11 protein-coding genes are annotated in these 11,685 nt (G+C 61.8%); 9 read left to right on the top strand and 2 right to left on the bottom strand.

Going from position 1 to position 11,685, the window contains the following annotated elements:
• The first annotated feature begins 18 nt into the window (after nt 1-18).
• From gmk to ACP7DW_RS12690, 3 genes are all read left to right on the top strand, one after another.
• A complete protein-coding gene (gmk, locus tag ACP7DW_RS12700; RefSeq protein WP_077407781.1) occupies nt 19-657 on the top strand; it encodes a guanylate kinase in 639 nt (212 codons plus the stop codon).
• Nucleotides 658-716: 59 nt separating this feature from the next.
• A complete protein-coding gene (gene rpoZ, locus ACP7DW_RS12695) occupies nt 717-920 on the top strand; it encodes a DNA-directed RNA polymerase subunit omega (RefSeq protein ID WP_010400723.1) in 204 nt (67 codons plus the stop codon).
• A gap of 82 nt (nt 921-1,002) precedes the next feature.
• Entirely contained in the window at nt 1,003-3,285 is a 2,283-nt protein-coding gene (locus ACP7DW_RS12690; protein ID WP_426055646.1) for a RelA/SpoT family protein, read from the top strand.
• A gap of 55 nt (nt 3,286-3,340) precedes the next feature.
• Here ACP7DW_RS12690 and ACP7DW_RS12685 read toward each other — a convergent pair whose 3' ends face one another.
• Together ACP7DW_RS12685 and greB are read right to left on the bottom strand one after the other, a co-directional pair.
• Nucleotides 3,341-3,982 (bottom strand): transposase, encoded by a 642-nt coding sequence (locus ACP7DW_RS12685; RefSeq protein ID WP_426055647.1) that lies wholly within the window; start codon nt 3,980-3,982, stop codon nt 3,341-3,343.
• Nucleotides 3,983-4,051: 69 nt separating this feature from the next.
• Nucleotides 4,052-4,621, bottom strand: a complete 570-nt coding sequence (greB, locus tag ACP7DW_RS12680) for a transcription elongation factor GreB (RefSeq protein WP_426055648.1) — start codon at nt 4,619-4,621, stop codon at nt 4,052-4,054.
• 115 nt (nt 4,622-4,736) lie between these two features.
• On the opposite strand from greB, the gene ACP7DW_RS12675 reads away from it, so the two are divergent.
• The 6 genes from ACP7DW_RS12675 to ACP7DW_RS12650 all read left to right on the top strand — a co-directional run bounded on the left by ACP7DW_RS12675 (nt 4,737) and on the right by ACP7DW_RS12650 (nt 11,601).
• Nucleotides 4,737-5,324: a hypothetical protein gene (locus ACP7DW_RS12675; protein ID WP_426055649.1), complete on the top strand. Its 588-nt coding sequence runs from the start codon at nt 4,737-4,739 to the stop codon at nt 5,322-5,324.
• A gap of 17 nt (nt 5,325-5,341) precedes the next feature.
• Entirely contained in the window at nt 5,342-6,832 is a 1,491-nt protein-coding gene (locus ACP7DW_RS12670; RefSeq protein WP_426055650.1) for a histidine kinase, read from the top strand.
• Between the two features lie 52 nt (nt 6,833-6,884).
• The gene (locus ACP7DW_RS12665) at nt 6,885-7,532 is read left to right on the top strand and encodes a response regulator (protein ID WP_034753998.1); all 648 of its coding nucleotides are present in this window, start codon (nt 6,885-6,887) and stop codon (nt 7,530-7,532) included.
• A gap of 198 nt (nt 7,533-7,730) precedes the next feature.
• Complete coding sequence (locus ACP7DW_RS12660; protein WP_426055767.1) at nt 7,731-9,302, top strand: diguanylate cyclase; 1,572 nt, start codon at nt 7,731-7,733, stop codon at nt 9,300-9,302.
• A 370-nt stretch (nt 9,303-9,672) separates the two neighbouring features.
• Complete coding sequence (locus ACP7DW_RS12655) at nt 9,673-11,130, top strand: flagellin (protein WP_426055651.1); 1,458 nt, start codon at nt 9,673-9,675, stop codon at nt 11,128-11,130.
• A gap of 93 nt (nt 11,131-11,223) precedes the next feature.
• The gene (locus tag ACP7DW_RS12650; protein ID WP_426055652.1) at nt 11,224-11,601 is read left to right on the top strand and encodes a flagellar protein FlaG; all 378 of its coding nucleotides are present in this window, start codon (nt 11,224-11,226) and stop codon (nt 11,599-11,601) included.
• The last annotated feature ends 84 nt before the right edge of the window (nt 11,602-11,685 follow it).

The following is an 11,685-nucleotide window of genomic DNA, read 5'->3' as shown; positions in this document are numbered from 1 at the left end:
GACTATTGAAAGATCCGCATGAGCCACCCTACCGCCTTCTCCGGCAGCCTGTTCGTGGTCGCCGCACCATCGGGCGCCGGCAAATCGACACTGGTCAATGCATTGCTGGCGCAAGAGCCCGGCATCAAACTGTCGATTTCGACCACCACGCGCGCGCCCCGTCCGGGCGAGCAGCACGGCCGCGAATACTACTTCACGACAGCGGAAGACTTTGTCGCGCGCGCCGACCAGGGCGAGTTCCTGGAATGGGCGGAAGTGCATGGCAATTACTATGGCACCTCGCGCATCATGGTGGAACAGCAAATGCTGGCCGGCACCGACATCCTGCTGGAAATCGACTGGCAGGGCGCGCGCCAGGTGCGCAAGCAATTCCCCCGCGCGGCCGGTATTTTCATCCTGCCGCCATCGATCGATGCGCTCGAAGAGCGCCTGAACAAGCGCGGCCAGGACGAGCCGCACGTGATCACGCGCCGCCTGCTGGCGGCCGGCGGCGAAATCGCACACGCTCCCGAGTTCGAGTATGTTATTATCAATGAAGAGTTTACGGTCGCTTTGTCCGAACTGAGCGCGATCGTGAGAGCGGCCCGTTGCCGGTTTGCGCAACAAGCGGCCCGCAACGCATCGCTATTCGCCCAGCTGGGCCTGCACGCAGAGTAATTCGTCTGCACGCCAGTTCACACAGCGCCACGCACCACGCATAAAATTGAGGAGTTACTATGGCCCGTATCACAATCGAAGATTGCCTGAAGCAGATCCCTAACCGTTTCCAGCTGACCCTGGCTGCAACGTACCGCGCACGTCAGTTGTTGCAAGGCCACACCCCCAAGGTGGAAGCCAAGGACAAGCCTACCGTTGTCGCACTGCGTGAAATCGCTGCCGGTAAAGTCGGCATCGAAATGCTGAAAAAGGTCCCGATGTAATTGGGAAACCGCGTGCCGGAACAGTGCTGACCCCTGGTTCTACCGTATCGTTTATTCACACTGTAAAGCAACGCGACGTTTTATGAGTCTGACTCCAGCCGACACGACTTCTGCAGCACTGCCGCCCCTGGCCCCGCGCCAGGCGGCAAAATCGCAGGGCGCTTCCGCGTCCGGCGCCGGCACGTCCGGCAGCAACATCCCCGCAGCACCGCCAGCGCCCGCCTTGGGCGTGGCCTCCGTCAGCCATCTGGCCGACAAGCTGGCCGAATACCTGTCCCCCGCCGACCTGAAAAAAGTCAAGGAAGCCTACCGCTTCTCCGACGAAATGCACCTGGGCCAGATGCGCCGCTCGGGCGAGCCGTATATCTCGCATCCGATCGCCGTCGCGGAAATCTGCGCCGACTGGAAACTCGACGCGCAAGCCATCATGGCCGCCCTGCTGCACGACGTCATGGAAGACCAGGACGTCAAGAAGGAAGAATTGATCGAGCGCTTCGGCGCGCCTGTGGCGCATCTGGTCGATGGCCTGTCGAAGCTGGAAAAGATCGAATTCCAGAGCCAGATCGAAGCGCAGGCGGAAAACTTCCGCAAGATGCTGCTGGCCATGGCGTCCGACGTGCGCGTGATCCTGATCAAACTGGCCGACCGCCTGCACAATATGCGCACGCTGGACTTCATGACGGCGGCAAAAAAACGCCGCATCGCCAGCGAGACCATGGAAGTGTATGTGCCGATCGCGCACCGCCTCGGCCTGAACAACATCTACCACGAGCTGCAGGACCTGTCGTTCTCGCACCTGTACCCGATGCGCTACCGCACCCTGGCGAAAGCCGTCAAGGCGGCGCGCGGCAACCGGCGCGAAGTGGTCAACAAGATCATGGAAGCGGTGAAAAGCACCTTGTCCATGGCCGAACTCGAAGCCGACGTCACGGGCCGCGAAAAGACGCTGTACGACATCTATAAAAAGATGCGCAGCAAGCATTTATCGTTTTCGCAAGTGCTGGACGTGTACGGTTTCCGCGTGGTGGTGGGCAGCTTTGCCGACTGTTACGTGACCCTGGGCACCCTGCACAGCCTGTACAAGCCCATGCCGGGCAAGTTCAAGGATTACATCGCGATCCGCAAGCTGAACGGCTACCAGTCGCTGCACACGACCGTCATCGGCCCGTACGGCACACCCGTCGAATTCCAGATCCGCACGCAGGAAATGCACCGCACGGCCGAATCTGGCGTGGCGGCGCACTGGCTGTACAAGAGCGGTGAATCGAACCCGTCCGACCTGCAGCAGCGCACGCATGCGTGGCTGCAGTCGCTGCTCGACATCCAGCAGCAGACGGGCGACTCGGCCGAATTCCTCGAACACGTCAAGGTCGACCTGTTCCCCGATTCCGTCTACGTGTTTACGCCGAAGTCGAAGATCATCGCCCTGCCGCGCGGCGCCACGGCCATCGACTTCGCCTATTCGATCCATACGGGCATCGGCGACCAGACCGTGGCGGTGAAAATCAACAACGAAACCTCGCCGCTGCGCACCGAGCTGCACAATGGCGACATCGTCGAGATCATCACCGATTCCTCGTCACGCCCCAGCCCGACCTGGCTGTCGTTCGTGCGCACCGGCAAGGCCCGTTCAGCCATCCGCCACCATTTGCGCACGATCAACCTGCCTGAATCGATCGCCCTGGGCCAGCAACTGCTGTCGCAGGCGCTGCACGCCCTGAACATCGACGCCGACCTGCCAGCGCCGCTGGTCGAACGCCTGCTCAACGAATCGAGCGCCAATTCCATGGACGAGCTGTACGCGGACATCGGCATCGGCAAGCGCATGGCGACCCTGGTGGCGCGCCACATTTTTGGCCTGATCGGCGGCGAAGCGGCCAGCATGCCGGTGGAACACAACAGCGGCAGCGAGCTCGACCCCGTTACCATCTGCGGCAGCGAAGGCGTCTCGGTGCAGCTGGCACCGTGCTGTTTGCCGATTCCCGGCGACCAGATCATCGGCCAGCTGCGCCGCGACCAGGGTTTGCTCGTGCACACGAGCGACTGCTCGCAGGCCAAGCGCCAGCGCGCCAAGGAACCGGACCGCTGGATCGCCGTGCGCTGGGGCACCGAACTGAACCGCCGCTTCGACTGCCGCATCAAGGTGCTGATCAACAGCGAACGGGGCATCCTGGCCCGCGTGGCCGCCGAAATCGGCGAATCCGACGCCAACATCATCTATGTGGGCATGGACGAAGACAAGGACAACGTCCTCGACCAGTTGCGCTTCACCGTGCAGGTGAAAGACCGCGTCCACCTGGCCGCCCTGCTGCGCAACGTGCGCCGGGTCGCTGGCGTGAACCGCATCCTGCGAGAGCGGAATTAAGAACTAACCCAAGAGCAGAGACTGGGGTCGGACCCTGAGGGTCCGACCCCAGCCTTTAAGCTTTGCGGGTTTGATTTTCTTGCACGAAGGCGCTACTTCCGACAACAGCATTGCCACGACTAGCGTCACGCAATGCTTGGAACGCAAGCGCATCTTCTGCCTGGAACAAAGCAGCATACGCCTGCTGTCTGTCACCCGGACTGTTGCCAAGATCAAGATAAAGCGGATGCGGCTCAATCAACGGATCGATTCGCCCTTCAGCATTGCAACGGTAGCTGGACCACTTGTAATTGCCCGGATACTGCACCATGCCGGCGCGAACCGGATTGAGTTCTATATAGCGCTGGCAAACCAGCAGATAAGTCGCATCCTGTACCACACAGGATTTGTAGCGCCCATCCCACAAGGGGCCGGTACGATGGCGGCGCCAGTTGATGTAATGCGCATATTCCTGTCCCAACGACTTCATCAACTGAGAAACGGCCTCGACTTTCGCCGCAGACAGCAGCAGATGCACATGATTGGTCATCAGGACATAGGCATGCAACTGGACCTTGTGCGCCAGACAGTGGCGCTGTAACTGCTGCAGATACCAGAGATAATCGCCTGCCTCGAAAAAGCAGATCCGCCTGTCAGCGCCACGCTGCACCACATGCAAAGGCATGCCGGGCACAAAAAAACGCTGGCCGCGGGCCATGGCCGCTCTCCTGTAAAGGAAAGTCCCAGCGTGACAGACTTATCAAGACTAACCCTGCGTCACCGCAAACTACCCCTCCCCCGGCGCCGGATACGTCACTTCCAGCAACTCCAGCTCCTGTTCGCCCTGCGGCGTGTTGAGGGTGATGAGGTCGCCTTCGCGCGCCTTGGTGATGGTGCGCGCCATCGGCGAGACCCAGCTGATCTTGCCGTTCAGGGGGTCGAATTCATCGATGCCGACGATGGTGATGGTGTGCGTCTCGCCGTCGCTGGTGCGATACCTTACCGTGGCGCCGAAAAACACCTGGTCGTTGCCATGGTGCACGCTGGGGTCGACGATGGCGGCCAGGTCCATGCGCTTGGTGAGAAAACGGATGCGGCGGTCGATTTCGCGCAGCCGGCGCTTGCCATAGATATAGTCGCCATTTTCCGAACGGTCGCCATTCGACGCCGCCCAATGCACGATGCGCACCACTTCCGGACGGTCGACGTCGATCAGCTGCAGCAGCTCTTCCTTGATGCGCTGGTAGCCGGCCGGCGTGATGTAGTTCTTGGCGCCGGCCGGAATGGCCAGCGCCAGCGCCGCCGCTTCTTCATCGTCGTCGTCGTTGTCCGATTCTTTTACAAAGGCTTTATTCATCCGCCTATTGTAGCCCCGCCAGGGAGTCACAGGCACACCGGATGCGGGGGCGGCCGGGCTTTTTTGACGTATCATCGTGGCAATCGCGGCAAACCTGCGCCGCACACGGAGACGGATGAAAAAATTCTACAGAGTCAGGCGCTGGCTGTTTGCGCCGCTGGTCTACCTGGCGGCCATCTGCCTGCTGATCGAGGAATGGCTGTGGGCGACGGGCGCGCGCATCATGCAGGTGGTGGCGCAATTTCCGCCCCTGCATGCGCTCGAAGCGTGGATCAAGCGCCTGCCGCCGTACTGGGCGCTGGCCATCTTCGTGCTGCCGGCCGTGCTGCTGTTTCCCGTCAAACTGCTGGCCCTGCTGGCGATCGCGCGCGGCCATGCGTTTTCCGGCATCGGCGTGATCGTCATCGCCAAGCTGGGCGGCGCGGCCGCCGTCGCGCGCCTGTACAAGCTGACGCGCCCTACCCTGCTCAGTTTGCCGTGGTTTGCGCGCTGGCACGGTTTATTTATGGAAACCAAGGACCGCTGGATCGCCCGCCTGCGCGCCACGCGTCCATGGCGCCGGGTCAGCCGCCTGTCGGCCGCGCTGGGCCGCGCCCGCCGCGCCTGGTGGCAGCGCTTGCGCAAGGGCACGCCAGGCCGTCATCATTCCCGCCCGGCCAGGGTGCTGCGCCGCTTCGCCGCTTTTTGGCGCGCCCGCCGCTGATGAAGAAAGGCCATCCCATGCACGATACTGCCCGGCTCGCCCCCGCCCTGCGCGCGGCGGCGCCGGAAATCTACCTGTACGACGCGTCCAGCTTGCAATTGCTGGACGCCAACGATGCCGCCTGCGACAACTTGCAGTACGCGCGCAAGGAGTTGCTGGCGATGACGCCCTTCACCCTGGCGCCGCAGCTCGACGCGCAGCAGCTGGCCGCCGTGCTGGCAACCCTGGACGACAGCATCGGCGCACAAGCCTTGCTGCACGTGCAGCAGCGCCGCCGCGATGGCAGCCTGTATTCGCTCAGCCTGCACCTGTCGCGCGCCAGCCGCCAGGGCCGCGCCCTGCTGCTGGCCGAGGGCGAAGACTTGCGCACGCCACAGGCGACGGCCGCCGCCCTGGCGCAGGTGCAGTCGCGCTTCAACGCCATCGTCTCGAATACGCCGGGGCTGGTGTACCAGTTCTGCCTGCACGTCGATGGGCGCGCCGCCTTCCCCTACCTGAGCGATGGCTGCCAGGCCTTGCTGGGCCTGGAGCCGGCACGGCTGCACGCTTGCCCGGAACTGTTCTACCAGCTGATCCTGGCCGACGACCGCGCCTCGTATCTGGAATCGATGCAGACCTCAAAAAACGCCTTGTGGAGCTGGAACTGGGAAGGCCGCATCTGGATCGATGCCTGGAAGGATGTCAAATGGATCAACCTGCGCTCCACGCCGCGCGCGCTGGCCGACGGCACGGTGCAGTGGGAAGGCATCATGACGAATATCACGGAAAGCCGGCTGGAACAGATCGAAGTGCGCCAGTCGCGCGCCCGCCTGGCCGAGCTGACGGCGCATATCGACAAGGTCAAGGAACACGAACGCACGCGCCTGGCGCGCGAACTGCACGATGACCTGGGTGGCAATTTGACGGCGATCAAGATGGCGCTGGCCATGCTGGCGCGCCGCCTGCCGCCGGACGACCCGCTGCTGCAGGACAAGGCCGACTATGTCGATGCCCTGGTCGACCGCAGCATCGACGCCGTGCACCGCATTTCGCTGGACTTGCGCCCCTCCATGCTGGACCTGGGCCTGGTTGCCGCGCTGGACTGGCAGGTGAAGGAATTCGCGCGCCAGGCCGGTATCGAATGCCAGTTCATGTCCAACCGCCAGCATATCGAACTGGAACTGGACCAGGCGACCAGCCTGTTCCGCATCGCTCAGGAAGCGCTGACGAATATCGCCAAGCATGCGCAGGCCAGCAAGGTCAGCGTGCGCCTGGCCCGGCAGCGCCAGCATCTGAGCCTGTCGATCGCCGACAATGGCGTCGGCATGCGCCTGTCCGACCGCGCCAAGCCGCAGTCGTTCGGCATCCGCGGCATGGCCGAACGCGCCAGCGCGCTGGGCGGCACCCTGAGCCTGGTCGATGGGCCCGATGGCGGCACTCTCCTGAGCATAAAAATACGGCTGACCACGCCGCGAGAGGCGATAATAGCGGCTGCAGCCAGCGCACCAGCGCAAAGCGGATCGCCATAAGGCCACAGGGTCGCCGCAGGGCGCAGGGATTCAGATAGGAAACAACGCAGTCATGAAAGAAAAAGCCACCATCCGGGTATTCATCGCCGACGATCATGCGATCGTGCGCGAGGGCTTGAAGCAAATCCTCGCCGACACGAAGGACATCATCGTGGCCGGCGAGGCTGAAAATGGCCACGACGCCATCAAACTGTTCCGCGGCTCGAAATGCCAGGTGTTGCTGCTCGACATCTCCCTGCCCGACCGCAGCGGCATCGAGGTGCTCAAGCAGATCAAGAAGGAAAAGCCGGAACTGGCCGTGCTGATGCTGTCCATGCACCGCGAGGACCAGTACGCCATTCGCTCGCTCAAGGCGGGCGCGGCCGGCTACCTGACGAAACAGAGTGCGCCGCGCGAACTGGTCACGGCCATCCGCCAGGTGGCGCAAGGCTTGAAGTACATCAGTGCCTCGCTGGCGCAGGAACTGGCCAACACGGTGGGCGAAGACCACGAGACGGCCTTGCACGACACCCTGTCGGACCGCGAATACCAGACCCTGGTCATGATCGCCTCGGGCAAGGCCGTGGGCGCCATCGCCGAAGAACTCAAATTGTCCGTGAAAACCGTCAGCGAGTACCGCGCGCGCTTGCTGGTCAAGATGAAACTCAAGAACAGCGCTGAACTGACGCATTACGCCATCCGCAACCAGCTGGTGGATTGACGCCAAAGCGGCATGCCCGCTGGCATCGGGCGAATTGACAGGACTTCTCCTTGCTTCTCGCACAATAAGTTCTTTGCCAACTCGCCTATCATGGGGATAATAAGAAATATCTGAAAAGGCTGTGTCTACATGTCCAGTAAATTGCCATCTTCACCAGCAGGCGCGCCCGCTGGCGCCACGCATACCGCCGCCGCGGCGATGAATCCCGCCGATATCGCCCGCGAAGCGTTTCGCCGCCTGGCCACGCGCCGCATCGCCCCGACACCGAGCGCCTACCGCGATATCTACAATGAAATCGCCGGCATCAGCGAACCGGCGGAGTCGCCTGCCGCCCCGGCAGCCGTGCTGGCCGCCAGCGCTCCCACGGAGAGCGGCGCGGAAAACGTCCTGACGCAGTTTGCCGCCAAGATGAGCGAATCGGCGGGCGAACTGGGCGACTTTGGCCGCCGTTTCCAGCGGGCACTGAAGGCGCGCGACTGGGACAGCTATGCGCGCACCCTGGCGCAGCTGGCGGAAAAACAGGTCAAGAAAGGCGGCGGCATCGAATTGCCGCCCCTGCCGGACGGCGAACAGACGCGCACCCTGCGTGAATTGCTCAGCCGTACCTTGGGCTTTGCCGTCGCCACCTTGCTAACGGGCACGCCCGCGCTGGTGGAAGAAGCAGAATCGCTGGGCACTGCCATCAAGCTGGCGCACACGGAAGAGGCGCTGAACGAAGCGGCGCTGCGCCTGAAGCAGCTGTGCTACCAGATCGAACTGAAAAGCGGCGATACGGCCGAGCAGCAGGAATTGCTGCTGCGCCTGTTCAAGTTGCTGCTGGACAACGTCAGCCAATTGCTCGACGACGACAGCTGGCTGCGCGGCCAGGTCGATGCCGTGCAAAACCTGATCGCCGGCCCGCTCGACCAGCGCGCGCTGGAAGACGCCACGCGCAGCCTGAAGGAAGTCATCTACAAGCAAAGCCAGCTCAAGCACAGCCTGTCCGACGTCAAGCTGACGGTCAAGAACATGATGATGACCTTCATCGACCGCCTGGGGCAAGTGGCGGCCAGCACGGGCGACTTCCATGAAAAGATCGGCGGCTATTCGGAAAAGATCAGCCAGGCGGAAAATATCAGCGAATTGAACAGCGTTCTCGACGAAGTCTTGCGCGAAACGCGCATGGTGCAGAACGAAGCCCTGCGCGCACGCGACAAGATGGTGCTGGCGCGCCAGGAAGTGCAGGATGCGGAACAGCGCATCCACACCCTGGAAGCGAAGCTCCAGCATATGAGCGAACTGGTGCGGGAAGACCAGCTGACAGGCAGCCTGAACCGCCGTGGCCTGGACGATGTGTTCGAGCGCGAGACGGCCCGTTCCGACCGCCGCGGCACGCCGCTGTGTATCGCCATGCTGGACCTGGACGATTTCAAGCGCCTGAACGACACCTACGGCCACCTGGCCGGCGATGCAGCCTTGAAACACCTGGTCAAAATCGTCAAGGAAACCCTGCGCTCGATGGACGTCATCGCCCGCTTCGGCGGCGAGGAATTCCTCATCCTGCTGCCGGAAACCACGGTCGAAGCGGCCTCATCGACGATGACGCGCTTGCAGCGCGAGCTGACCCGGCATTTCTTCCTGCACGACAACGAAAAAGTCTTGATCACCTTTTCCGCCGGCGTGGCCCTGCGCCTGCCCAACGAAGACCAGGCCGAGCTGGTCAAGCGCGCCGACCGCGCCATGTACCAGGCCAAGCAGACGGGCAAGAACCGCGTCGTGGTGGCCGACTGAACGGCAACTTGCAGGCTGTCGCACTCCATGCCCACCTTACGGTGGGTTTTTTTTGGCCTGCGCCCGGCACGGGCGTACGGCGGCGCTGCAGCGGCCCACATGACTGCCCCACGTGGCAATCTGAAGATACTGAACATTATTTCTTATATTTAATTATTTACCACCCTAAAGTTTCGCCAAAGCGTGCCGTCTATGCGTCCTCGTCCATGGCAACTTGAGGGGCAAAACAAAAAATATACTCGCTGTATTTCCCTAAACTTTCCAAGGCCCACTCCGTTAATGAATATAACTGCGGTGTGAGTGTCCCGGAAGGCAGGGGCAGACCAAGGTACAAGGCACATAGCCAAAACATATAGCAAGGAGCTTCAAAATGGCCTCAGTCATCAATACCAACACCGCGTCACTGAATGCGCAACGCAACCTGAGCACATCGCAGTCCGCCCTGTCCACGTCATTGCAACGCCTGTCTTCGGGTTTGCGCATCAATAGCGCAAAAGACGATGCTGCTGGCCTGGCGATTTCCGAGCGCTTCACCTCGCAAATCCGCGGTCTCGATCAAGCCAAGCGCAACGCCAACGACGGTGTGTCGCTGCTGCAAACGGCCGAGGGTTCGCTCGCTTCGACCGGTAACATCCTGCAACGCGTCCGTGAATTGTCGGTACAGTCGTCGAACGCCACCAACTCGGCTGGCGACCGCAAGGCAATCCAGGCTGAGGTAGGCCAGTTGCTGTCGGAAGCTGACCGCATCTCGCAAACGTCGGAATTCAACGGCTTGAAACTGCTCGACGGTTCGTTCGGCACGGCATCGTTCCAGGTGGGCGCCAACGCTGGCCAGACCATCCAGGCCACGACCGCCAACTTCCGCACGAGTAACTACGGCAACAATCAGGTATCAACCACGGCCCCCGCCACGGTAACAACTGGTACGGCGTACTCAGCAGGCACGTTCGACATTCAAGGCTTGCAGTCCAAGACCATCAACGTCAAAGCAACGGACACGGCACAATCGCTGGCCGCAACCATCAATGGTTCGACTGACGCAACTGGTGTCACGGCATCTGCCACCACCACCGAGTCAGCAGCGTTTGTTGCTGACAAGGTCTACTCGCTGGCCGTCAAATCCGACAATGCCACCACGGCAGCCAACGTGACCTTCACGGTCGGCGCAGCGCTGAACGCATCTGGCCTGGCTTCGGCTGTCAGCGCGTTTAACGATGTATCATCGACCACCGGCGTGACTGCCAAGCTGAACTCCAACAACGATGGCCTGGTGCTGACCAATGCTTCAGGCAACAACATTACGCTGACAAACAACAGCACCGATGCTACCTCGCTGATCACTGCAGCATCGATCAACGAAGCTGGCACCGTTGGCGCGACCGCATCGATCGCCGCCAGTGGTGGTTCGGCCGTCACGATGGGCTATATTTCGATGAACTCCGACAAGGGCTTCTCGATCGGTGGTACGGTAACGGCCAACAACGGCATTACAGCAGGCGCCGCCAGTCTGAAAGCGGTCGCTGACATCGACGTATCGACCGTCAAGGGATCGACCGATGCGTTGAAGATTCTTGACGCAGCCCTGTCGAAGGTCAACAGCCAGCGCGCTTCCTTCGGTGCCTTGCAGTCGCGTTTTGAAACGGCTGTCAGCAACCTGGAATCGACCTCGGAAAACCTGTCGGCTTCGCGTAGCCGCATCCAGGATACCGACTTCGCATCGGAAACGGCCAAGCTGACGCGCGGCCAGATCCTGCAACAGGCTGGTACGGCAATGTTGGCCCAGGCCAACTCGCTGCCTAACGGCGTGCTGTCGCTGCTGCGCGGTTAATCTCCGCCCCGTAGTACCGTAGCTTAGCCCTCCCCGGCCGATCCAGATATTGCATCTTGATCCGCCGGGGATTTTCCGTTAGAGGACACCATCATGGATATCCAGGCAACAAACGGCCTCGCGGCCCCGCAGCCGCAGCGCACTGCGGTCACGCCAGGCAGCACCACGGCAGCCAAACAGGCGGCACCAGCAGCCACGGACAGCAAGCCCACCGGCAAGGCCGCCAGCAAGGAAGACGCGCAGGCCGAGCTGAAAGAGGTCAAGCAGGCCGTCAGCGACATCAACAAGGCGATGCAGTTCATGTCGCGCCAGCTGGAGTTTTCAGTCGATACCGACAGCGAGCGCACCATCGTCAAGGTGATCGACCAGCAAACCCGCGAGGTCATCCGCCAGATGCCCACCAAGGAAGCGCTGGAAATCGGCAAGGCGCTGGAAAAAGCACAAGGTTTGCTGATCAAGCAAACGGCGTGAAACGGCCCTGTGCCACTTCCTTCGTGGCATAGGGCAAACAGCTGGCCGAATACCCCTCTAAAGTCTCGATGGATTATGCCGTTA

Origin of the sequence: Janthinobacterium sp. PSRC1-1 (assembly GCF_049897525.1) — a bacterium.
Taxonomy (GTDB): Bacteria; Pseudomonadota; Gammaproteobacteria; order Burkholderiales; family Burkholderiaceae_D; genus Janthinobacterium; species Janthinobacterium tructae.
The sequence above is the reverse complement of the archived record's forward strand: the minus strand, read 5'-3'. Positions and strand labels throughout refer to the sequence as shown.

What these genes read in the sequence shown, in the direction of transcription:
- ACP7DW_RS12660 (WP_426055767.1), top strand. Translation starts at nt 7,731, where the DNA reads ATGAATCCCGCCGATATCGCCCGCGAAGCGTTTCGCCGCCTGGCCACG.
- ACP7DW_RS12665 (WP_034753998.1), top strand. Translation starts at nt 6,885, where the DNA reads ATGAAAGAAAAAGCCACCATCCGGGTATTCATCGCCGACGATCATGCG.
- ACP7DW_RS12670 (WP_426055650.1), top strand. Translation starts at nt 5,342, where the DNA reads ATGCACGATACTGCCCGGCTCGCCCCCGCCCTGCGCGCGGCGGCGCCG.
- greB (WP_426055648.1), bottom strand. Translation starts at nt 4,621, where the DNA reads ATGAATAAAGCCTTTGTAAAAGAATCGGACAACGACGACGACGATGAA.
- ACP7DW_RS12650 (WP_426055652.1), top strand. Translation starts at nt 11,224, where the DNA reads ATGGATATCCAGGCAACAAACGGCCTCGCGGCCCCGCAGCCGCAGCGC.
- ACP7DW_RS12685 (WP_426055647.1), bottom strand. Translation starts at nt 3,982, where the DNA reads ATGGCCCGCGGCCAGCGTTTTTTTGTGCCCGGCATGCCTTTGCATGTG.
- ACP7DW_RS12690 (WP_426055646.1), top strand. Translation starts at nt 1,003, where the DNA reads ATGAGTCTGACTCCAGCCGACACGACTTCTGCAGCACTGCCGCCCCTG.
- ACP7DW_RS12655 (WP_426055651.1), top strand. Translation starts at nt 9,673, where the DNA reads ATGGCCTCAGTCATCAATACCAACACCGCGTCACTGAATGCGCAACGC.
- ACP7DW_RS12675 (WP_426055649.1), top strand. Translation starts at nt 4,737, where the DNA reads ATGAAAAAATTCTACAGAGTCAGGCGCTGGCTGTTTGCGCCGCTGGTC.
- rpoZ (WP_010400723.1), top strand. Translation starts at nt 717, where the DNA reads ATGGCCCGTATCACAATCGAAGATTGCCTGAAGCAGATCCCTAACCGT.
- gmk (WP_077407781.1), top strand. Translation starts at nt 19, where the DNA reads ATGAGCCACCCTACCGCCTTCTCCGGCAGCCTGTTCGTGGTCGCCGCA.